The organism is Rubellimicrobium roseum, assembly GCF_006152145.1.
In the GTDB taxonomy this organism is placed as follows: domain Bacteria; phylum Pseudomonadota; class Alphaproteobacteria; order Rhodobacterales; family Rhodobacteraceae; genus Rubellimicrobium; species Rubellimicrobium roseum.
Map to the genome: position 1 here is coordinate 1 of NZ_VDFV01000054.1, position 22,434 is coordinate 22,434.

The 22,434-nt window shown below is 66.6% G+C and carries 20 protein-coding genes; 2 read left to right on the forward strand and 18 right to left on the reverse strand.

Annotated elements, in window-relative coordinates; genetic code table 11:
* Nucleotides 1-55: 55 nt before the first annotated feature.
* The 11 genes from FHG71_RS19880 to FHG71_RS19930 all read right to left on the reverse strand — a co-directional run bounded on the left by FHG71_RS19880 (nt 56) and on the right by FHG71_RS19930 (nt 11,069).
* Entirely contained in the window at nt 56-667 is a 612-nt protein-coding gene (locus FHG71_RS19880; RefSeq protein ID WP_139083443.1) for a DUF6880 family protein, read from the reverse strand.
* Between the two features lie 191 nt (nt 668-858).
* The gene (locus FHG71_RS19885; protein WP_139083444.1) at nt 859-1,602 is read right to left on the reverse strand and encodes an SDR family NAD(P)-dependent oxidoreductase; all 744 of its coding nucleotides are present in this window, start codon (nt 1,600-1,602) and stop codon (nt 859-861) included.
* A 15-nt stretch (nt 1,603-1,617) separates the two neighbouring features.
* A complete protein-coding gene (locus FHG71_RS19890; RefSeq protein ID WP_139083445.1) occupies nt 1,618-2,379 on the reverse strand; it encodes an SDR family NAD(P)-dependent oxidoreductase in 762 nt (253 codons plus the stop codon).
* Nucleotides 2,372-3,865 carry an FGGY-family carbohydrate kinase gene (locus FHG71_RS19895; protein ID WP_139083446.1) on the reverse strand — a complete coding sequence of 498 codons (1,494 nt, stop codon included), beginning with the start codon at nt 3,863-3,865 and terminating at the stop codon, nt 2,372-2,374. The genes FHG71_RS19890 and FHG71_RS19895 overlap by 8 nt, the downstream gene beginning before the upstream one ends.
* A 31-nt stretch (nt 3,866-3,896) precedes the next feature.
* A complete protein-coding gene (locus tag FHG71_RS19900) occupies nt 3,897-4,232 on the reverse strand; it encodes a carboxymuconolactone decarboxylase family protein (protein WP_139083447.1) in 336 nt (111 codons plus the stop codon).
* A complete protein-coding gene (locus FHG71_RS19905) occupies nt 4,229-5,497 on the reverse strand; it encodes an alpha/beta fold hydrolase (RefSeq protein ID WP_139083448.1) in 1,269 nt (422 codons plus the stop codon). The genes FHG71_RS19900 and FHG71_RS19905 overlap by 4 nt, the downstream gene beginning before the upstream one ends.
* Nucleotides 5,494-6,468, reverse strand: coding sequence for an alpha-ketoacid dehydrogenase subunit beta (locus FHG71_RS19910; protein WP_139083449.1), 975 nt, complete (start codon nt 6,466-6,468; stop codon nt 5,494-5,496). Before FHG71_RS19910 ends, FHG71_RS19905 begins: the two co-directional genes overlap by 4 nt.
* A 5-nt stretch (nt 6,469-6,473) precedes the next feature.
* Nucleotides 6,474-7,526 (reverse strand): thiamine pyrophosphate-dependent dehydrogenase E1 component subunit alpha, encoded by a 1,053-nt coding sequence (locus tag FHG71_RS19915; RefSeq protein ID WP_246045531.1) that lies wholly within the window; start codon nt 7,524-7,526, stop codon nt 6,474-6,476.
* Nucleotides 7,527-7,534: 8 nt separating this feature from the next.
* A complete protein-coding gene (locus tag FHG71_RS19920; RefSeq protein ID WP_139083450.1) occupies nt 7,535-8,530 on the reverse strand; it encodes an ABC transporter permease in 996 nt (331 codons plus the stop codon).
* Complete coding sequence (locus tag FHG71_RS19925) at nt 8,527-10,035, reverse strand: sugar ABC transporter ATP-binding protein (RefSeq protein WP_139083451.1); 1,509 nt, start codon at nt 10,033-10,035, stop codon at nt 8,527-8,529. Before FHG71_RS19925 ends, FHG71_RS19920 begins: the two co-directional genes overlap by 4 nt.
* Before the next feature lie 89 nt (nt 10,036-10,124).
* Entirely contained in the window at nt 10,125-11,069 is a 945-nt protein-coding gene (locus FHG71_RS19930) for a sugar ABC transporter substrate-binding protein (RefSeq protein WP_246045532.1), read from the reverse strand.
* A gap of 209 nt (nt 11,070-11,278) precedes the next feature.
* Between FHG71_RS19930 and FHG71_RS19935 the strand changes: the two genes are divergently transcribed.
* Nucleotides 11,279-12,280 (forward strand): sugar-binding transcriptional regulator, encoded by a 1,002-nt coding sequence (locus FHG71_RS19935; RefSeq protein ID WP_139083452.1) that lies wholly within the window; start codon nt 11,279-11,281, stop codon nt 12,278-12,280.
* Nucleotides 12,281-12,552: 272 nt separating this feature from the next.
* Entirely contained in the window at nt 12,553-12,840 is a 288-nt protein-coding gene (locus FHG71_RS19940; protein ID WP_139083453.1) for an SH3 domain-containing protein, read from the forward strand.
* A 143-nt stretch (nt 12,841-12,983) separates the two neighbouring features.
* Here FHG71_RS19940 and FHG71_RS19945 read toward each other — a convergent pair whose 3' ends face one another.
* The 7 genes from FHG71_RS19945 to FHG71_RS19975 form a co-directional block, all read right to left on the reverse strand.
* Complete coding sequence (locus FHG71_RS19945; protein WP_246045533.1) at nt 12,984-13,832, reverse strand: glycoside hydrolase family 25 protein; 849 nt, start codon at nt 13,830-13,832, stop codon at nt 12,984-12,986.
* Between the two features lie 301 nt (nt 13,833-14,133).
* Nucleotides 14,134-16,137 carry a CocE/NonD family hydrolase gene (locus FHG71_RS19950; RefSeq protein WP_139083454.1) on the reverse strand — a complete coding sequence of 668 codons (2,004 nt, stop codon included), beginning with the start codon at nt 16,135-16,137 and terminating at the stop codon, nt 14,134-14,136.
* A 39-nt stretch (nt 16,138-16,176) separates the two neighbouring features.
* Complete coding sequence (locus FHG71_RS19955; protein WP_139083455.1) at nt 16,177-17,790, reverse strand: ABC transporter ATP-binding protein; 1,614 nt, start codon at nt 17,788-17,790, stop codon at nt 16,177-16,179.
* Nucleotides 17,787-18,617, reverse strand: a complete 831-nt coding sequence (locus FHG71_RS19960) for an ABC transporter permease (protein ID WP_139083456.1) — start codon at nt 18,615-18,617, stop codon at nt 17,787-17,789. Before FHG71_RS19960 ends, FHG71_RS19955 begins: the two co-directional genes overlap by 4 nt.
* A gap of 3 nt (nt 18,618-18,620) precedes the next feature.
* A complete protein-coding gene (locus FHG71_RS19965) occupies nt 18,621-19,580 on the reverse strand; it encodes an ABC transporter permease (protein ID WP_139083457.1) in 960 nt (319 codons plus the stop codon).
* 1 nt (nt 19,581) lies between these two features.
* Nucleotides 19,582-21,108 carry an ABC transporter substrate-binding protein gene (locus FHG71_RS19970; RefSeq protein WP_246045534.1) on the reverse strand — a complete coding sequence of 509 codons (1,527 nt, stop codon included), beginning with the start codon at nt 21,106-21,108 and terminating at the stop codon, nt 19,582-19,584.
* Between the two features lie 203 nt (nt 21,109-21,311).
* Nucleotides 21,312-22,190 carry a LysR substrate-binding domain-containing protein gene (locus tag FHG71_RS19975; RefSeq protein WP_246045535.1) on the reverse strand — a complete coding sequence of 293 codons (879 nt, stop codon included), beginning with the start codon at nt 22,188-22,190 and terminating at the stop codon, nt 21,312-21,314.
* Between the last annotated feature and the right edge of the window lie 244 nt (nt 22,191-22,434).

Genomic DNA, 22,434 nt, shown 5'->3' on the forward strand with positions numbered 1-22,434 from the left:
CATGGCCGCCCAGATAAGCAGGCAGACCCGCCGCGCGAGCCCCCTCGCTCATGGGTTACGCAACAACGCCCCGTGGGACGGGCGCCTGCGCCAGCGCCGTCATGTGCTGCTTCAGGTGCTCCAGGCCTTCGCGCCCCAGGGCCGGCGCCAGGGTCTGGATGAGGTCGTCGTACTGGCCGTAGTCGTTGGTCGTCAGCGCCCGGGCCACGTCCTCCGCGAGCCTTGTTGGATCCGGCTCGGCTGAGGAGGCAATGGCGCCCAGATCCGTCACAGCTTGGTCGAAGACGCCGATGACCGTGCCGCTGCTGTCATCGCAGCGCTCGAAGACCGAGGTCGCGAGCCCCAGGAACTGCCACAGGAGTTCGAGCGCCTGGATGGGATTGGTCGGGGCGACCTGCTCGATGATGGCCCGGCGCTGGGTGTCAAGGTCCGCGACCAGCGCCCGGTGCTTGGTCCAGTCTACGAAGGAGCGCGCCCGTGCGATAGCTGTGAGCCGCTTGCGGACCTCCCGGGCGACCTCGCCGGGGCTCGCCGTGCCGGCCAGCTCCAGCCGGAGGCGGCGCTTGGCGGCCGCATCGCCGGTGCTGAGCTCGATCAGCAACTCCGCCAGGCGCGGGGCGCCCAAGGCCTCCAGGTTCTTGGCGTTCAGCGTGGTCTTCGAAGCCATCGGCCCTCACTGAACTCGGCCGACCTAATCCTGCTCTCGCTAATCGGGCCGGCAATGCTTGGCAGAACAGTTATCCAGCCAAGTAAAGTAGCGCAACGACTTGAGTTCCAGACTAGGCTTTCGTCAGATCTGACTTGGGATCAGCAATCGGTACACGTCCGTTGCTTGGGGATAGCATTCTCATCAGTAGCTCAGCTGAATACAATTCCGCCGTCCACGTTCAGCGTTTGCCCGGTGACGAAGGCCGAGTCATCCGAGGCGAAGAACGCCACCGGGCCTACGACGTCCTCGGGCGTGCCGATCCGGGCCATGGCTGTCTTGGCCTGCCATGCGGAGCGGACCTCAGGGTCATCGAGGTTCACGCGCCCCATGTCGGTGTAGATGATTCCCGGGCAGACGCAGTTCACCGTGATGCCGAGCGGTCCCACCTCCTGCGCCAGCACGCGGCTGAAGCCCATCACAGCCGCCTTGGAGGCGGAGTAGTGGGCTTGCTCGGGTGCGCCGTGCTTGCCGCCGATCGAGGCGATGTTGACGATCCGCCCGTACTTCTGCCGCTTCATCGCAGGCAGAACGGACTGGATGACCATAAAGGATCCCTTGGCGTTCACGTCCATTACGCGGTCCCAATGCTCCTCAGGCAGACCGTCGACCGCGCCTGCGATCAGGATGCCCGCATTGTTCACGACCGCATCGATCCGCCCAAAGACCTTGAGGATGCGAGCGGCCATGGCATCGACCTCTACCTTGTTGCTGACGTCAGCCAGAACGATCTCGGCCCTGCGTCCAAGTGCGGCAATCTGGTCAGCGACTTTGCGCAAATCGACTTCCTGACGAGCAATGTCATTCAGAGCCAAGTCATGGCCGCGTTCTGCGAGGCCTAGAGCAATTGCGGCTCCGATGCCGCGGCTAGCACCAGTAACGAGAGTGACGGGCATGGATCAGATCCTTTTTCAAAGAGCCGTGTAGCCGCCGTCGACCGTCAGCACCGTCCCGGTGACGAAGCTCGAAGCGTCGGAGGCGAGGAAGAGAGCGCAGTTGGCGATTTCCTGAGGTTCGCCCAGTCGGTGCATAGGGGTGCGGTCAATCCAAGTGTCGTACCACTCGGGCCGCGACCGCCCGGCCAGCGTCAGCTCGGTGGCCGTGTAGCCCGGCGCGATGGCGTTCACCCGCACGCCCCGCGCCGCCCACTCGACCGCGAGCGACTTGGCGAGCAGGTTCACCCCCGCCTTCGCGGCGTTGTAGGCGGCCTGCGGCTGCGGCCAGACGACGATCTCGCCGCACATGGAGCTGATACAGACGACCGAGCCCGAGCCGCGTTCGACCATGCCGGCGCCGAAGGCGCGGCAGGTGTGGAACACGCCCGACAGGTTCACGTCGATCACCCGCGCCCAGTCCTGCGTCCGCAGCTCGACCGACGGCGCGTTGTGGACGATCCCGGCATTCGCGACCACCACGTCGGGGGCGCCATGCTCTGCGGCTGTGCGGCGGGCCGCCGCATCCACCTCCTGGGGCTTCGTGACGTCCAAGCGAAGGAACAGCCCTCCGAGGTCCTGTGCCAGGGCGGTCCCGGCCGCCTCGTCGATGTCGGCCACGATCACGCGGGCTCCGGCCGCAGCCAGGGTGCGCCCGATGGCGGCGCCTATTCCCTTCGCTCCCCCGGTCACGAGCGCGAGGCGACCCGGCAGGCCGAACTGGGAGGTTCCGTCAGGCATCGAGGGCCTCCTTCAGCCGGGGATAGAGCGCGAGGTACCTCGGGTAGATCTCGGCGTAGCGAGCGACGTTCGCGGCGATGGGCTCGACGCGCCGGCCGGGGCGGACCATGGCCCCGATCCCCTCGTCGATGCTCCCGAAGCGCCCCGCCCCGTGGGCGGCCAGCACGGCGGCCCCCATCGAGGGCGCGTCGCGGCTCTCGGGCACCACCACCGGCAGCCCCGCCGTGTCCGCATGGACCTGCAGCCACAGGTCCGAGGCCGCCGCGCCCCCGCCCACGGTGATCTCGGAGCTTTGGTAGCCCGCCCGCCCGAAGGCGTCGAGGATCGCGCGCGTCCCGAAGCCGATCCCTTCCATGACGGCGCGGAAGACGTGGGCCATCTCGTGCGCGAGCGTCAGCCCCACGATGGCCCCGCGCGACAGCGGATCGGTGTAGGGCGTGCGGTTGCCCTGGAAGTGGTCCTGCACGATCAGCCCCTCGGCCCCCGGCGGCAGGGCGGCGGCCTCGCGGTTGAGCCGCTCAAAGTCGAGCGGCCCGCCCGTGAGCCGCGACAGCCAGTTGATGATCGACCCCGTCGAGGTCTGCCCGCCCTCCACGATCCAGAGGCCCGGATAGACGATGTCGGCATAGGCGCCCCAGACGCCCGGCGCATTAAGAGGTGTCTCGGTCACGCCGAACTGCAGATGCGACGACCCGGTGATGAGCGCGAGCTGCCCCGGCCGGTGCACGCCCAGCCCGATCATCCCGATCAGCGCATCGGCCCCGCCCTGCACGACTTTGACAGACCTCGGCAGCCCCAGCTCTTCGGCCGCCTTCGCCGTCAGCGTCCCCACGACCTCGCCCGGCGCCACGACGCGGGGCGGCCACTTGCCGAGGATCGCTCCCATTCCCAGCGCGTCCACGAGGGACGTCGCCCAGCCCCCCTGGCGCGAGCGGTAATGCCAGCGCAGCCCCGCGTTATCGAGGCTGGCCGCCCACTCCCCGGTTAGGTGGTAGGTCAGGAAGTCCTGGTACTCGCAGACCCGGTGCGCCCGGTCGAAGACCTCCCTCTCGTGCCGCATCAGCCACAGCGCCTTGGGGATCATCCACTCCGCCGAGACCGGTCCTTGCCCCGCGCCGTTCAGGTTCAGCGCCTCGTTCCCGGTGGCGAGCACCGCCGCGGCCTCCTCCGAAGCCCGCACGTCCATCCAGATCAGGGCTGGCCGCAGCGCGTGCCCTCCCTCGTCCAGCGCCACGACCGAGCAACTCGTGGTCGCCGTGCAGATCGCCTCCACCTGCGCCGGGTCGATCCCCGCCTCGGCGATGGCGGCCCGACTGGCCTCCACGAAGGTCCGCCACCAGTCGGCCGGGTCCTGCTCGGCCCGCGCGCCGGGGCCGAAGCGCGTCTCGTAGGCGACGGCCCGGCTTCCCAGGCAGCGCCCCGCCAAGTCGTAGACCCGCGCGCGCAGGCTTTCGGTGCCGCCGTCGGCGGTCAGGACATAGGCCATGGTCTCCCCCCGTTCTTGCCGTTCGAAATGTTCAGAGTGTTCGGAAGGCTTCGAGCGCCTTGGCCCCGTACATCACGGCGGGACCTCCTCCCATCTCCACGGCAACCTCCAAGGCCTCGATCAGGCCCTGTTCGGTTGCGCCGTGCTTCTTCGCTCCAGCGACGTGATAGACGATACAGTCCTCGCAGCCCTGCGACACCGCAATGGCAACGGCCAAGAGCTCGCGTTGCGCGGCATCAAACGTGCTCCCGGGTGTCGTGGCCGCTTTGCTCACAGCCGCGAAGCCGCCAAAAACCTCAGGAGCGGCTTTGGAGAAACTTTGGATACGGCCCCGTATGGTGCGGAGCTTGTCAGCGGTGTCGGTCATGTCGTGAGGCCCCGTGCAAGGATGTCTAGAACCTCGGCCGGGTGGTCCCAATGGGGCATGTGCCCAGCCGAAGGGAAGTGATGGACTGCCACGCGGGGCGAGAGCACAAGTGTGTCCCGCCAATCCAGAATGCGGTCTCGATGCCCGGTCAGCACCCGGACGGGCATGCGTCGTGAGAGCGACTCAAGGTCGGAGACGATGTCCACCGTCTGCCCGCCGCGACCCAGAAGCAGATCGGCCAATCCGATCAGGCGGCCCTTTTGCAATTGGCCATAGATGGTGGTGATGGCATCGGGAGAAAGCCCGGTCGGCCGGTCCGACAAGCGGCGGAGAAGGTGCGAGACTGCGCCCACGCTGGCCGGTTCGGCCATCCCGCGGATGAACTCCGCATCGATGTGGAGGCCCAGTCCGGCGGGCGCGATAAGGGTCAGAGAGGCGACCTTTCCGGCCAGTGCCAGAGCCGTCGCCGGGACCGCCCCGAGCGAGTGAGCCACCACGTGTGGCAATTGCCCAGCAAAGATCTCGCGCACGACGGCGCTCAGGCCTAGGCCCAGATCATCAGGTGATTCCGCCTCGCGCGTCGTCTGACCGTGTCCCGGCAGATCCACTACAGCAACCCGCATCCCGGCTCGCGCAAGGCCCGAGGCAAGTGCAGCCCATGTGCTTCGGTCGCCGGCGTAGCCATGGACCAGGAGGACCGGTACGCCGGTTTCTGGACCTGAGGCAGCATAGGCAATGCCGTCGATCCGCATCTCGTCGCCGGCGTCCGCGGATGCATGCCCCTGGACATCGCGCAACTCAATCCGTCCCCGCCGACCCGTTCCTATGAGTGCGGACAGGTCGATGCCGGCGAGGCGCGCGGCTCGCCGGGCGACCGGAGTGACCCGCATCGGACCACCTCCGCCCGAGAGCGGCTCCTTCGCCGGTGGTGGTGGGTCGGCCGTGGCGATGCCAGATGCTTCCACGGCCACGGGGGAGGCGGGCGTGACCTCTTCCTTGTCGGAGTCGCCGCCCGTCCAATCCTCGGCGCCGCTGAGGTCTATTCGGGCGATCGGATCGCCTACGGTAACACGGTCACCAGGGCTCACCAGCGTCTCGGTCAAGGTTCCAGGACCAAGGGCCGGGAACTCCACTGCGGTCTTGTCCGTCTCGATCTCGATGAGCGGATCGCCTCGCTTGAAGCTCTGGCCCGGTTGAACGAGCCAGGCCGAGACGACGCCGTCCTCCATCGTCTCACCGAGGCGCGGCATGGTCAGAATGGTCATGCGACGAGCCTTTCCGCCGTCTCGCGCACCAGCGCCGTTGTCGGAACCGAGGCCGCCTCAAGTGCCACGGATACCGAGATCGGAATGTCCTCGCCCGCCACACGAACGACCGGGTCATGCAGGAAGTCGAAGCACTCCTCCGAGATGCGGGCCGAGAGTTCGGCCGCCACCCCGGCCGTCATGACACCTTCGGAGACGACCATGGCTCGGCCCACACGCTCGACCTCGGCCCGGATCGTGTCGAAGTCGAGCGGATTAAGGGTCCTCAAGTCGATCACCGTCGCCTCGATCCCGCGCGCTGCCAACTCCTCGGCTGCCTTGAGGGCATTATGAACTTGACGGGAATAGGTGACGATCACCAGGTCGTCGCCTTTGCGTCGGATCGCAGCCTTGCCCCAATCTGGCACGGGAGCGGAGAGGTCGACCTCTTCCTTGAGGGTGTAGAGGGCCTTGTGCTCAATGAAGACCACGGGGTCGGGCTGCCGCAATGCACCGCGCAGCAGGTGATAAGCGTCGGCCACCGTCGCAGGCATAGCGAGGCGCAGGCCGGGTGTGTGGAGGACATAGGCCTCAAGACTCTGGGAATGCTGGGCGCCCGCCGAACGGCCGGTGCCACCCTGGGTGCGCAACACCATGGGCACGCCGATCTGGCCTCCGAACATATAGCGGATCTTGGCGGCCTGGTTGCCCAGCTGATCCATCGTCATGCCAATGAAGTCGACGTACATCAGCTCTGCCACCGGCTTGAGCCCGGCCATTGCCGCACCCACGGCGGCGCCCACGATCGCGGCCTCGCTAATCGGCGTATCCATCAGGCGATCGGACCCGAACTCTTCGATCAGGCCCTTGGTCACGCCGTAAGCGCCGCCGTAGCGGCCGACTTCCTCGCCGATCACGAAGACGCGGTCGTCCTCGGCCATAGCATCGCGCAGCGCCTGCCTTAGCGCGTCCCGGTAGGTCATCTGGACCATGTTTATTACTCCCTTGCCAGAACGCGGTCGATGCGGGTCCGAACCGGTTCCGGCTCGGGTTCGTCGGGGCCGTAGACGTCGCGGAACATCGAGGCCAGCTGTGGCTCCTGGGAGGCCACGGCGAAGTCGATCGCGGCGTCCATCTCCCGCGCGATGTCGTTGTCGACGCCGTCGAGCTCGTCTTCCGTCACCCCAGCGCCGATCAGGGCCGCGCGGGCGTGAAGCACCGGGTCCTTTTGCCGGCCAAGCGCCTCTTCTTCTTCCTTGCGGTAGGGGCTCTTGTCCATGCGGGCGTGCCCGAAGAAGCGGTAGCAGTCGACAGCGAGGAAGCCCGGCTGACCGGTCCGGGCCGCATCCACGAGGTCCTGAGCCGTCTCGCGGACCTCAGTTACGTCGAGCCCGTCCACGGTCTCGCCGCGAAGACCGAAGGCTCGCGCCCTGAGGTGCAACTCATGCCCCTTGGTGGCCTGGTCGATCCGGGTGCCCATCCCGTACTGGTTGTTGATGCAGACGAAGAGCACGGGCAGATCCCAGAGCGCCGCCATGTTCATGCTCTCATAGAGAATGCCCTGCTGCATGGCTCCGTCGCCGAAGAAGGCGACCGAGATGTCGCCCTTGCCGGCGCGCTTCGACGCGATCCCCGCGCCCACCACGGCCGGGATGCCGCCACCCACGATGGCGTTCGCGCCCAAGTGTCCAAGCCCCATGTCCGCGATGTGCATAGAGCCGCCTTTGCCGTGGCAGTAGCCCGTCTCCTTGCCCCCGATCTCCGCCATCATGCGGTTGGGGTCAGCACCGCGGGCGAGGAAGATGCCGTGCCCTCGGTGGTGCGTCGTGAAGGTGTCGCCCTCCCGCATAGCGGCACAGACGCCCACGGCCGCGGACTCCTCGCCAATGGACAGGTGCAACATTGAGCCGGCGGATTGGCCCCGGACGAAGAGCTCGCCCACACGCTCCTCGAAGGTGCGGACACGTCGCATCTGCGTGTAGAGGGCCCGAAGGTCACTGTTGGGCCGTGGCGTCGCCTCGGGGGCCGCCTGCATGGCAGTCTGGGTCATGGAAGCTCTCACAGGATGCTGAGTTTCGTGGTGCGCGAAACGATCGCGACGGCCACGAGGATGATGACGCCCTTGACGATGTTCTGGACGTAGGTGTCGAGGCCCACGAGGTTCAGGCCGTTGTTGATCACGCCGATGAACAAGGCCCCGCAGAAGGTGCCGGCTACAGTAGCTGTGCCGGGCCGGAACATGGTCATGCCGATGAACACAGTGGCGAGGCCGTCGAGGAGGTAGCGCTCGCCCACGTTGGGCTGGCCGGAGCCGAGGCGCGCGGCCAGGAGCGCGCCGGCCACGACTGCGAAGAGCGACACGATCACCAGCGCGGCCATGCGATAGAAGGTGATGGGCAGGCCCGACAGCTCGGCGGCCTTGCGGTTGCCACCCACGGCGTAGATGTAGCGGCCGAAGACCGTGCGATCCATGACGAACCAGGCGACGAGAGCCGACCCCAGCATGAAGATAGCGAGTGTCGGGATGCCAAAGACGTTGCCTTGGCCGAGATCCAGATAGGATTGCGGCAGGCCGCCATAGATGGCGCGGCCGCCAGTCAGTAGGAAGTTGACGCCGAAGAGGATCGACCCGGTCGCGAGCGTCGCGATGAGCGACGGAATGCCCACCTTGGTCACGAGCAGACCATTGATGAGGCCCACTACGATCCCGGCCAACAGTCCCGCACCGATGGCTGCCGCCAGCGGCCAGTCCAGGGTAAGCAGCAGGGGGACCAGGATGCCCGACAGGCCGACGGTGTAGCCCACCGAAAGGTCGATTTCCTTGGCCGCGAAGCCGAAGGTCAGCCCACAGCCTACGATGGTCAGGATCGCGATCTGCTGAAAGATGTTCGACAGGTTCAAGGGCGTCAAGAACCGGTCCACAAACAGCGAGAAGCCCAGGAACATGAGCACGAGGACGCCGAGCGTCGAATAACGCTGGAGCCAATCGCCACGTCCCTTGGTCGGGCTAGCTGTGCCGCGAGCCGGGGCAGGGATGTCGGTATCGATGGTCATGCGGCCTCTCCCGAGATGGCAGCGATGAAGCGAGCCTCAGAGAACTCCGAGGCAGGAATGGGTGAACCAGGACAGCCGTGAACGAAGGGCACCGCGACGTCGCAGACCTGGGCGATTTCGATCAGATCGGAGGAGGCGATGATGATCCCCGCTCCACCTGCCGCGAGGCGCTGAATGTGGGCGTAGATCTCCTGTTTGGCGCCGATGTCGACACCTTCCGTCGGCTCGATGAAGATCAGGACGCGGTAGCGGTCACCGGCGCCGTAGAGCCACTTGCCGATGGAGACCTTCTGCTTGTTGCCCCCCGACAAGTTGCGGATGAGTTGGCCATCCCCAGGGGTCTTAATGTTGAGCAGGCGAATGATGCGCCCAGCTTCGGCCCGTTCGGCCCGACGCGACAGGATCCCGCCGCGTGCGGCCGTGTCGGCGTGGACCATGGACAGGTTCTCGAGCACCGATCCCGCGGCGCTCAGTGCGTTCTCCATGCGATGGTCCGGGACCAGGGCGACACCGCTGCGCTGCATAGCCCGGACGCCTCCACCATCGACGGGTCTCCCGGCCACCTCGATGCGGCCCGACGTCACGCCCTGTCGCGTGTAGAGCGATCGCGCGAAGCCGAAATGACCCGCGCTGGTCAGGCCGATCATTCCGACGACCTCGCCGGCGCGCAAGGTGAACTCCGGGACCGTAACTCCGCCAACCACCCAGTTCTGGACGCGAAGGACAGCAGCCCCAGCCGCGCGGGTCTGCGCTTGGGCCTTAACCGCCAGCCCCGCTGCGCCCTCACGCCGGAGCATGAGATCGACGAGTTGGGCTTCGGTCGCCTCCTTGGCCTGAAGCGTGGCGACATGCATGCCGTCACGGAGGACTGTGATGCGGTCCGAGAGGTCGCGTACCTCGGACAGGAAGTGACTGATGAGAACGACACCCACGCCGCGCTGAGGCAGGCTGCGGATGATGGACCAGAGCTGGCGCTTCTCACGGGCCTCCAGCGTCGCGGTGGGCTCATCGAGGATGAGCAGACGAATGTCGCCGCGCAGGGCGCGCACGATCTCGATAACCTTCTGATCGGCCATCGGTAGCTCGCCCACAGGGCGGTCCAGTGGAAGCGAAAGACCGGGGAACCAATGCCGGACTAGTTCCTCGGCGCGGCGTGCCAGGGCTCGCGACCGCAGGACACCTCCGGCGCTCCGGGGCTCGGCGCCCAGAAGGATGTTCTCGGCCCCGGTAAGGCCCGGCACCAAGCTCCCTTCCTGGCTTACGTGAGCAATTCCGTACCCCAAGGCAGCCCGAGGCGTATCGAGAGAGACCGGACGCCTGTCGACAGCAATCTGCCCGGAGGTGGGGCGCAGTGAGCCGCCCAAGACATTGACGAAGGTGGACTTGCCCGCCCCATTCTCGCCGATGAGGCCATGAACCTCGTCGAAGCGGAACTCGGCTGACACGTTGTTCAGCGCCCGGGTTCCTGGGAAGTCCATGATGATGTTTTCGAGAGTGCAGCTCATAGCGTCCTCCTCCGGCGGCGAAGGCCGCAGGCTCCAAGGAGAAGACACCCCCGCGCTCATTACGGAGCGCGGAGGCATGACCGCTCAGGTCACATGAAGTCCTGGCAGTTCTGCTTGGTCACCAAGGGCGCGTCCATGTAGACGGTGTTGGAGGGGATCACCTCCTCGCGCGGCTTGCCTTCAGCCACGATCTGGCGGATCCAATCGCCCACTTGCTCGCCCATGCCCTCGAAGGGTTGGCTTACAGTGGCGATCATCATGCTGTCGGGCTTGCAGACTTCTTCGATGGCTTGCGGATGCCCGTCGATGCCGATCACCTTGACATCCGTCAGGCCCGCGGCGTTGAGCACGTTAATAGCGGCTTGCGCGGGCTCATCCCAGGGAGCCCAGACGGCGTCGATGTCTTCGCCAAAGCGGGCCACGTAGTCCTGCATGGACGCGGTCGTGTCCTCGAAGAACGCCGTGTAGTCGATGTTGTGCTCTTCCAGCACCTCGACCCCTTGGTACTCCTGAAGAACATCTTCCATCACATCGCCCCGCTTGCGGGTGCCGTGGTGCTCGGCCATGCGGAAGAAGATGATCTTGCCCTCGCCCCCGAGCTCGTCGAGCAGGTAGGGCGAGACGTCGGAGGACATGGCCCAATTGTTGGTCGTCACGTCCACCATGACGCCAGGGATGAAACCTGAGTCCACAGAGAAGATCGGAATGCCGGCTTGAACGGCGGCATCGATGGCCGCGCGGCTCGCCCGAAGATCGGACATGGTGATGATGATCGCGTCCACTCCGCGCGAGGCGGCGTCCTGGAGGTTGGTCGCAGTCGCCTCGCCCGAGCCACCGGAATCGAGGAAGCTCACGTTCCAGTTCAGGCCTTGCTCAGCCAGCCAAGCCTCGAACCCCGCCCTGACGCGCTGCTCGGATTGGGCCGCGGCATTGGAATGAACCCAGGCGACCTCAAGGGCATCGTCCTGCGCCAGGACTGCCCCGGCCATGGTGCTGCCCGCGAGAAACAGGCCCGTGAAGAGTGCTCGTGTCATGTCGTTCCTCCCATGTTGTCCGGCCCAGCACCTGACAGGGTCCTCCACCCCGCCGCGTCCCTGTTCACAGCGGACCCACGGTGTCGTGCACGGCTGTAGGCTGCGCCCACTCAGTACAGTTGTCAAGCATAAAGACATTTGTAATCTGCTGGGGCTGCCGTGCGAAGGCGGATAGAGACGCCATGACCCTGACCAGTGGGAGTAAGACGATGGAGATCATCAGCGAGCGGCAACTGATGAGCCGGGCGGCCTGGCTTTATTACCTCGGAGGCTTGAACCAGGAGGAAACCTCGGCCCGGCTTGGCTTGACGCGAGCCCGGGTCAATAAGCTGCTCCAGCAGGCCCGCTCCGAGGGCATCGTGTCGGTGACCATCGACCATCGAGAGCTTGGCCTCCTGCCGATCGAGGATCGCCTGACACGCGCCTTCGGCCTGGAGCTCTGCATCTGTACGCCACCCATCGGCTTGCCGGATGGTCGAGTCGAGAGCGCCTTGGCGGAGTTTCCACGCCGAGCCGTCGGGGCGGCCGCCGCGCGCCTACTGCGTGACCGTTTGGCCGATAAACCCGATCTGGTCGTGGGTACCGGCTGGGGGCGCACGCTGGAGCAGATGACCCTGCACGTTGCTGGTCTTTCGGCTCCGCGTGCGCGGTTCGTCAGCCTGATGGGCTCACTCACCGCGAATTCGGCGTTCAATCCATTTGAAGTGGTGCAGGCCCTTGCTCGAAGCTCAGGCGGGCAGGGGTGGTTCCTGCCAGTCCCCTTCATCGCCGACAGTGTCGCGGACCGTGCAATCCTGATCTCCCAACGCACCGTAGCTGACGCGATGAGGATGGCCTGCGGAGCTGATATGGCGCTGATCTCGGTCGGCGAGCTGACCGAGGCTTCCCTTCTGCGACAACGCAACATGATCTCATCCAAAGAACTGGCCGAACTGCGCCGCGCCGGAGCGGTTGGTGATACCAATGGCATCTTCTTCGATGCCGAAGGACGCCCCGTGGATCATGACCTGAACCATCGGACGCTCGCCGTCCCGTTCGACGATCTCCGCCGAAGCTTTACCGTGATTCTTGCCGCCGGTATGGAGAAGGTCGATGCCACCTTTGCCTTACTTCAGAGTGGCATGGCCAAGGGCCTCGTCATTGATGGCGATACCGCGCTGAAGCTGACGAGCTTAATGGAGGAACCGGTCCGCCAAGCCGTGGGGCGCTAATTGCTGTGCCGGAGCATTGGCGTGCTTGCGATAAATGCAGTTCTGATTCGAACGGCGACCGTTGGGATGAAGCTTACATTGCGTAGAACGGATTGCCAGGATGCTGCCGGTGACGGCTGTAGGTAGAAAAGTCGATGAGGAGCCCAACTGTCGTTGTTCGAACTTGCGTAAGGCACCGGCCTTTCTTGGTTTATTGACCCGACAAAGCCGCTGATGGGCTGTGATCCGGCCCAGTTTCAAGCTATCGACAGCGAGACAAGCGAGTTCAGACCATGCAGCGGAATGCCTTTCCCCTTTATCTGGCTCTCGTGTTCCTTACCGGCTGCGGCGACGGAGGCGCTAGCCGTGCCGTAGTCCAAGGTGCTGGGCCGGACGACTTCGTGAAGCTGCGGGCTGGCCCCGGGCTTGGCTACAGCATCATCCTGGGTCTGCCTGACGGCACCTCGCTGGATCGCCGCGACTGTGTGACCGAACTGGGCCAACTCTGGTGCAGGGTCTCGCTTTCCGCCGCGCCGCGGGTCACGGGCTACGTCTCGGCCGACTACCTCTCGTCCCCCTGACCCGGAGTGGCCTTGTCACTGAAACTGCCCGGACAGGCGCAAGGCCCTGTCGGTCCGCCTGTTCATGGACACGTACTCCGGCCTCAACCAAGCGATGCTGAATGGCAGGCGGCGGGGTGCAGTGCCGCGACGACGCTGAGGCGTCAGTGCGTGTTCTCCGCCAGCCAGACCGCCCAGGAGGCGTGCGAGCCCGCAAAGGCGTTGACGTCCACGGGACCCGCGACGCCGGGGACGAGGCCCGTGCCCGAATACTGCCAGAACGTCCAGGGCTCGTCCGCGTAGGCATCGGACGGGTGCTGCGCTACCGACCGGAGCCAGGGCTGCGCGCCATCCAAGAGCCAGAGTTGGTTCTCGTGCCAGAAGTCGAGTGTCGTGTAGAGGATGGGCCGCTGGTCGTAGTGCCGCCCGACCGTGTTGAGGAAGGTCATCACCTCCGCCCGCACTGAGGCCGGGTCGGGACGGAACGGGCAGGTGCGGGACGCGGAGTTCCACTCGATGTCAAGCACGGGCGGCAGTGCGCCGCGCTCGCGGGGCACATGGGCGATGAACCAACGCGCCTGCTCGGCGGCCGAGCGGCAGAAGTAGTAGAAGTGATAGGCGCCCCGCGGCACTCCGGCGGCGGCGGCGCTGATCCAGTGCCCGGCAAAGGCGGGGTCGGCCCAGTCGGCGCCTTCGGTCGCCTTGATGAACGCAAAGCTCACCCCATGCGCGCGGGCGGTGTGCCAGTCTATGTCAGTCTGGTAGCGCGACACGTCCATGCCGTGGACCGGATGCATGGCGGGCGTGCGACCTGGCCAGACCACCGGGTGGGCGTCGCCGAAGCTAGGGCGGGCAACGGTCGCGAACGGCAGCGCCTGCGACGCAGGGGGCGTACTCACGGGCGGGTGGGTGACCGAGTGGCGGGCGACCATATGCCGGTTCCCGCAGCCCGCCAAAGCAGCAAGACCCATCAGCACGAGGCTCTTCGCCACGTGGCTCCACGTACGACTCATCGAGGGATCCCGCTCGTTTCTTATCGGCCTCAACGACCTTGTGCGGGGGCGAAGCGCTTCGGCTCAAGTCTCGGGGCAGGATCGAGGGGGCCAAGGACTGGCGCATGTGACCGAACTGCCCATTGGTGGCGCGGCTGCAACGGGCAGGATCGCACGACTCAGTGGGACGCTTCCGAGCCTCTCGGGCAAGACCATGGAGGCTGGCCTTGATAAATAGCAGGCCGCGGAAGAGCCGCCGCAAGGGGCCAGCGGCATTCGCTACCTGGGCATCAGGCCAAGTTCGGCAGCACAATCGTCCGCCTCACAGGAGGTCACGCGGGACCCTCTCGACCCATTCGCGGGCCCAGACCCGGGCGCCGTTCTCGAACACGTCCATCGTGCCGTCGAGCGTGAAGGCGCCGGCGTCCGAGCCCATCCGGGTCGTGGTCACGATCTGAATCCGCCACCCTTCGCGGCCCATTTCATAGGACTGCGAAAGGACGTAGCGAGCCGACAGCGGGTCGTCCGGGCGGATGGTCAACTCGCGCCGGAGGCTATGTGAGAGTGTGCTGTCGATCTCGTCGAAACGTAGCACCCCCTCGCCGAAGAGACCGCCCTCGCCCTCGGTGACGTAAGTGTAGTCACCCGTGAGGTGGTCGATGCGCGACCAGCGCGCGATGCGGCCAGGATCGACCTGCGTTGTGGGCGCATTAGTACCGTGTAGGGCCGGCGCGTACGGTTCGATGGCGTCCCCTCCCTCGCGGCAGGGTAGCCGCAGCACGCACCCAGCCGTGTCGAGGGTCAGCGTCGCGGGCGAGGGCGCGGGCCAAATGATGGGCCAGTAGCTCGTCGCGACCGAAAGGCGCACGCGGTGCCCCGGCGCGAAGCGGTGGCCACATGCGCTCAACGTGATCCGCACCGGCTCGGCCCGGCCCGGCACCAGTGGCTCGGGCGCGGTATGGCCGTGGCGGTGCGTGAGGTTCAACACTTGGTAGCTGACGCGCAGCACCTCGCCCGTGGGCAGCACGTCGCAGAGCCGCACCGCCACCTGCGCGACCGGCGCGTCCGACGCGATTAGAACTTCCAGCTCCGGCGCCCCGAGGATCTCCAGGGGGGCGTCGAGGGGCGCGGTCTCGAAGACCAGCGCCCCGCCGTCGTCGAGTCGCTGGTCCGTCGGCATCTCGCCAGGGCAGCCGGTGGCCATCCATTCCCCCGCCGCCATGCCGTGCCACAGTGGCGAGCGGATCGACCGAGCGCCCGGGGCGGGGTCGGGCTCGCCACTTAGGGCACCGGCAGCGATGAGGTGCAACTCGCGGAGGGTCATCCGGGGGCTAGGCCAATCGGGTTCGCCCACCCAGCGGCCAGGCTGGTGTGGGCGGCTGCCATCAGGACGCACGGCGTCGTTGACGTAGGCGCGCAGCATCGGCTCCTCCATCACGCCCGTGTCGCGCCCCTTGAGCCAGTGGTCCCACCAGCGCAGCGCCTCTTGCAGAAAGCCGATCGCCGGGCCGGGCACGCCGTCCTGCGGATAGATGTGCCCCCAAGGACCAATAATTCCGCGCCGGGGCCCCTGGAGATTTGCAAGCAGCCGAGGCACGGCATTGGTGTAGCTGTCGGCCCAGCCGCCCACGGCCAGCACCGGACACTGGATCGCCGACCAGTCCTCCTGCACCGAGCCGTGACGCCAGTATTCGTCGTACCTTTGGTGCGAGGCCCAGATCGCGGGAAAGAACGGCAAGGCCTCCAGCCGGTCGAGCCAGGCCTTGCGCCAGCCCTCGCCGGCGACAGCCGGGTCCTGCGGGCGCGCCTGATAGGCCAGCATGATGCTGCCCCACCAGAGATTGTCGTTGAGCAGGCATCCGCCCATGAAGTGGATGTCGTCGCGGAAGCGGTCGTCGGTCGAATAGGCCGTGATGATGGCCTTGAGGGCCGGTGGGCGGCGGGCGGCGACCTGGAGGCTGTTGAAGCCGCCCCAGCTCTTGCCCATCATGCCCACGGCCCCCGAGCACCAGGGCTGGGCCGCGATCCAGGCGATCACGTCGAGCGCGTCCTCCTGCTCCTGCAGAAGGTATTCGTCCGCCAGGAGCCCCTCGGATTCGCCGGTGCCGCGCATGTCGACGCGGACGGCGGCGTAGCCGTTCGCCGCAAAGAAGCCGTGCATGGGCTCGTCGCGCCCGCGCGTCCCATCGCGCTTGCGGTAGGGGATGTACTCGAGCACGGCGGGGAAAGGTCGGCCCGCCAGCCCCTCCGGCAGCCAGAGCCTAGCGCTGAGTCGGCAGCCGTCCCGCAACGGGATCCAGACATGCTCGATGACTTCGGGCTGCATGAAAAGTCCTTCCGTAGGCAGGTAGGGTGGGGGACAGCGTCAGGGCGCGCGCTGCGCGAGCACGCCGTCAAGCCAGTCGCGGCGAAGCTCGGGGACCGAGGAAAGGAGCGCCCGAGTGTAGGCCGCTTGGGGCGCCGCAAAGAGCGAGGCGGTCGGCCCCTCCTCGACGATCCGGCCGGTCTGCATCACGACCGTCCGGTCGGCGAGGCGCCGCACCACCGAGAGGTCGTGCGTGATGAAGAGGTAGGTCATGCCAAGCTCGTCCTGAAGCTGCCGCAGAAGCCGCAGGATGTCCTCGGCGATCAGCGGGTCGAGCGCCGAGGTCACCTCGTCGCAGATCAGGAGGTCGGGCTCGGCGGCCAGCGCCCGGGCGATGCAGACGCGTTGCTTCTGCCCGCCCGAGAGAGCGCCCGGCAGGCGGTCCGCGAAGTCGGCAGAGAGGCCGATCCGCGCCAAAAGCCGAGCGACCTCCTCCCGCCGCGCCGCGCCACGTAGGCCACGATAGAAGGACAGCGGCCGCCCGATGGCATCACCCACGGTCTGGCGCGGATTGAGCGCCACGTCCGGGAGTTGGTAGATCATCTGGATCGCCTTCAAGCCGGCGATGTCACGGTCGCGGTAGCGGCCGGGCAGGGGCTGGCCCCGGAAGGCCACCGCGCCGCGCGCGGGCGGCAGCAGACCCGCGACAAGTCGGGCCAGCGTGGACTTGCCGGAGCCGGACTCGCCAACCACGGCCAGCGTCTCGCCGCGCCGCACCGCCAGCGACACGTCCTGGAGCACCAACCTGTCCCCGTAGCCCGCATCAATGTTCCGAAGGTCAAGGACCGTCTCGCCGGCATCGTGCCGCACGGCACCCGTGGGGGCGAGGGACTCCCTTCGCTCGGCCACCAGCCGGCGGGTGTAGTCCTCGCGCGGGGCCTCGAGGACCTGGGCGGTAGGGCCGCTCTCGACCTCGCGGCCATGGCGCAGCACCATCAGGCGGTCGGCCAGTTGAGCCACCACGGCGAGGTCGTGGGTGATGTAGAGCGCGCTGGTGCCATAGCGGCGGATCGTGTCGCGCAGGAGGGCTAACACCTCGACTTGGGTGGTGACGTCCAGCGCGGTCGTGGGTTCGTCGAGCACAAGGACGTCGGGCTTGCCCGACATCGCCATGGCCATCATCGCCCGCTGAAGCTGCCCGCCCGAAACCTGGTGCGGGAAGCGCCGGCCGAAGCTGTCCGGGTCTGGAAGCTGGAGCGCGCGGAACAGCTCCACCATCCAGGCCTGCGCCTCCCGCTCGGACATGAGGCCGTGCTGGAGGGGCGTCTCCAGGATCTGCCGCTCGAGACGCATGGCAGGGTTGAAAGCCGCGGCCGCGCTCTGGGCGACATAGGCGATGCGTGCGCCGCGCATGGCCTCGCGCGTGGAGCGAGGGCTCGCGGCGAGCTCGGTCCCCGCAAGCTCGATCCGGCCGCCGACGATGCGGCAGCCGCCCCGGCCGTAGCCCATCGCGGCGAGGCCGATGGTGGATTTGCCAGCCCCGGACTCTCCGATCAGGCCCAGGATCTCGCCGCGCGGCAGGTCGAGCGAGATGCCGTCCACCAGCACGGCACCGTTCGGCGCCTCGACCCGGAGATTGCTGATGGCCAGCACAGCGTCGCGAGGGGCGCTCATCGGTTCTCTCCCTGCACCGTCGTTCGTCCGGCCAGGAGCCAGTCCACGACAAGGTTGACTCCGATGGTCAAGAGCGCGATGGCCGCCGCAGGGAAGAGCGGCGCGTAGAGGCCGTAAAGAATGCCCTGCTGGTTGTCCCGCACCATGCCGCCCCAGTCTGCGAAGGGCGGCTGCACGCCTAGGCCGAGGTAGGACAGGCCCGCCACGAACAGGAAGGTGAAGCAGAAGCGCAGGCCGAACTCGGCCACCAGTGGGGGCGCGGCGTTGGGCAGGATCTCGCGCCCGATCATCCAGCCGATCCCCTCGCCCCGCAACCGCGCAACCTCTGCGAACTCCATCGCGTTGATCCCCTGCGCCACGATCCGCGACAAACGGAACACGCGGGTGGAGTCGAGGAGGCCGATGGTCACGATCAGCACCGGCAGGCTGGAGCCCAGGGCTTGGAGCACGACCAGGGCCGAGATCAGGACCGGCACGCTCATCACCGTGTCCACGGCGCGGGAGAGCACGGTGTCCACCGCCCCGCCCCGGATCGCGGCCAAGATGCCGAGCGGCACGCCGAGCGAAAAGGACAGCGTCACCGCCGCCAGCGACACGCCGATGGACATCCGCGCGCCAAAGAGCAGCCGCGAGAGCATGTCACGCCCGTTTTGGTCAAGGCCGAGCAGGTGGTCGGCCGAGGGCGGCGCGAACGGCGCGCCCACGGTCTCCTCCTGCCCGAAGGGGGCAAGCTCGGGCCCGAGCAGGAACATCCCGAGGTTAAGTGCGATCAGCGCCAGGCCGATCCAGGCCGTCGGGGGAACGGAACGCGGCGCGCGCGGGACCATGTTTCAGGCGTCCTTGGCGCGCGGATGGCGCAGCCGTGGGTTCAAAGCGATGGCCGCGATGTCTGCTGTCATGTTGAGGACCACATAAACGGCCGCGAAGACCATTGCCGCCGCTTGGACCATAGGCAGGTCGCGCTTCGAGACCGCGTCCACCATGAAGCGGCCGAGCCCGTTGTAGTTGAAGACGGCCTCGACCAGCACGACGCCGGTGATGAGATAGGCGATGTTGAAGGCCACGACGTTGACGATGGGCGCGGCCGCGTTCGGCACAGCGTGGCGCAGTACCACCCGTCCGTTGCGCAGTCCCTTGAGGTAAGCCATTTCGATGTAGGCCTGGTCCATCACGCCCAGCACGGCGGTCCGTGTCATCCGCATGATTTGGGCCACCGTGACCAGCGTCAGCACGATCATCGGCAGCGTCGTCGCCTGAAGCCAGGCCATGAGCCCCATACCTTCATAAGTGTTGGCCAAGCTCGGCAGCAGCCCTGTACGCACCGAGAGGACCAGGATGAGGAGGAGCCCTAGGAAGTATTCAGGCAGCGACACCGTCGCCAGCGCGATGACGTTGGCGCCCCGATCGAACAACGAGCCGCGCCGCATGGCCGACAGAATGCCCAGTGTCACCGCCAGCGGCACCGCCACGAGGGCGGCATAGGCGGCCAACGCCATGGTGTTGGCGAAGCGGGGCCAGAGCAGCTCGGCCACGGGCGCGCGGTTGGCGAGCGACTCCCCGAGGTCGCCTTGCAGGATGCCCGCGAGCCACCCCAGGTAGCGCAGCGGCGCGGGCTCGTTTAGGCCCAGCGACTCGCGCAGGGCCGCCAGCGACTCTGGGGTGGCGTTCTGGCCGAGGATCGCGGCGGCCACGTCGCCTGGCAGGATCTCCGTCCCAGCGAAAACCAGGAGCGAGACCAGCCAGAGCGTCAGCAGCCCCCAGGCGAGCCGCCCGAGGATCAGCCGAGACATCTTACCCCTCGAGCCAGATCTTCTCGGCCATGCGGGCGCCCATGAGGTTGAACATGGGATGCGGGGTCACCCCCTTCACCTGAGTCGAGACGGCATCGAGGTAATCGCCGAACATGGGGATCATGGCGCCACCTTCGTTGTGGAGGATCTCCTGAAGATGCCAGTAGATCTCGCGCCGGCGTTCCTCATCGAGAAGCGCCCGCGCTTCGACCAGAAGGCGGTCGAACTCCTCGTTCTTCCAGTGGGTGTCGTTCTGGGCCGAGGTGGACTGGTAGGCGATGGTCAGCATCTGGTCGGCGGTCGGACGTCCGCCCCAGTACGACATGCAGAACGGTACCTTCATCCAGACGCTGTCCCAGTAGCCGTCGGCGGGCTCGCGCTTCAGTTCCACATTGATGCCGGCCGGTGAAGCCGCGGTGCGGAAGATCGCTGCCGCGTCTACCGCGCCCGGGAAGGCCGCGTCGGAGGTGGAAAGCGTGACGTTCAGCGCATCCAGTCCGGCCGCCTTGAGGTAGAACTTTGCCTTCTCGGGGTCGTAGACACGCTGCGGCAGCTCGGTGTTGAAGAAACGGTCGGTGCTGGGGATCGGGTGGTCGTTGCCGAGTCGACCGTTGCCCAGCAGCGCCGTCTGAAGAAGCTGCTCGCGGTCGATGGCGTGCTTGATCGCGAGCCGTACATTGTTGTCCGCGAAGGGCGCCTGCGTGCAATCCATGAGGAAGGTGAAGTGCTGCCCGCCGGCCGATCGCACAATCCGAAGGTTAGGGTTCTGCCCGAGGAGGCCCACTGTCTTGAAGTCGAGGCTATTGATCGCCTGGACCTGCCCTGACATCAGCGCGTTGGTGCGCGCGGCGATGTCGTTGATGACGATGACCTCGACCGCGTCCACGTTGGCGCAGCCCGGCTTCCAGTAGGACTCGTTCCGCACGAAACGCGCCCGAACACCGGGCTCCATGCTTTCGAGCTTGAAAGGGCCGGTGCCGATCGGGTTCGACCAATCCTGGAAGCCTTCCGGCACGACGAGGAAGTGGTAGTCGGAGAGCACATAGGGAAGGTCGGCGTTGCCGCTCTCCAGCGTGATGCGAACCTCACTGTCCGAGACCTTGGCCACGTCCTTGAAAGCCGCCGCGATCGAGATGGCGGCTGAGCCAGTATTGCCACGATGGAGGTTTAGCGAGTAAACGATGTCGTCGGCCGTCAGTGTCTTGCCGTTGTGGAAAGTGACGCCCTGGCGCACCTTGAACGTCCACTCGGCAGCGCCCTCGGCGGCCTCCCAACTCTCGAACAGTTCGGGCTGGGCGCGGTTGTCGGCGTCGATCTCGACCAAACCGTTCATGACCATGTAGGCCTGGTTCACCGGCACCCAGTCGTTAAGCTTCCGGATGTCGAAGTCGTCGGTGGTCGAGCCGCCGCCGATGCCCATGACGAAGACGCCGCCCTTGCGGGGCGTCTCCTGCGCGAAAGCCGGCCGGCCAAGGAGGCCGGTGAGGCCGAGGGCCGAGGCGCCGGCGATTAGATGGCGACGGTTCATCACCAGGCTCTTGTGCGACATCATTTCCTAAACCCCCCTTGGCAGCCCTGTGCGTCCCGCCTCGCCCGGTCTGGCACAGATCCCGTCAGGGCAGCGAGTGGTGCAAACGATAGATTTGCATATCGGGGAGCCGCAAATGACTTTTCGTCATGGCCTCATGAGGGCCTGTCGTCCATCTTCGGGGCTCCGTCACGCTCTGCCGGTCAGCCGGAGTTGCTGGCGAGCAGCCAGTCGGCCACGCGGCGCGCGACCTGTGGCATGTGCCGCTCCTGGGGACGCAGCAGATAATAACCCCCGCGCCCCAAGAGGACATAAGGATGGGCCGGGACCAACTGCCCGGCCGCGAGGTCCTCCCCGACGAGCCAAGTCCACCCCATGGCCACGCCAACGCCCGAGCGGGCGGCTCGGATTGCCATGCCATAGTCATTGAGCTTCCAGCGGCGCGTGGTCTCGGGCAGACGCACGCCGGTCTCGGACAGCCAGTTGCCCCAGTCCGTCCATTCCTTCAGCGTTTCTTCCATGGCAAAGATGACCGGGCGGCTCTGCTCCACGAGTGGAGGCAGCGACGGTGCCCTGACCGGGACCATCTCCTCGCGGCCAAGCTGACCTAGGATCTGATCGGGCCGGGGGTGGACCAGGAAGGCGATTGCTAGGTCATACTCGTCACTTCGCACGAGGCCCCAGTTGTCGTCCATGAGGAGCTTCAACTCCAGTTCGGGGAACTCCGTGTTCAATCCGCCCAGACGTGGCATAAGCCAAAGTTCGCCCACGGCGCGTGAGCAGGCCAGCGTCAGCCGTCCCTGCACCCGCCGTCCTAGCGAGCGCTCGCCCAGGTTCGCCAGTGTGTCCAGGGCGCGACCGACCTCTTGCGCATACTCCTCCCCAATGCGGGTGAGCGCGACTCCCGAGGCGAGGCGCCTGAACAGCTCGACGCCGAGGTGTTCTTCCAGACGTTGAATGCGGCGGCTCACGCCGCTTTGCGTAAGTCCGAGGAGCGTGGCGGCGTCCGAAAAGCTGCCGCACCGGGCCACCATCTGAAAGGCAATTAGGGTCTTGAGTGATGGGACGTCGTCGAACTCCAACGCCGGTTTCTCCTCGACAACCCTGAGCGACCCCTCCAACGCTTCACCCCGTCCTGGTCGCGGCCTTGGTTTGCATGGTCGAGGCGCATTGGGCTTGCGTAGGTCGATGGCGTCAAGCGCCTGCTGCCTGCGGCGGTGTCAAAGCAACTTGGCTCGAGTAGGGCAGGGGGCTGCCTAGGTTCAGGACCCATTGATCTGCTCGCTCCCGCTGTGACGGTGTGATTCAAGCTCCCGGTCTGAGGGG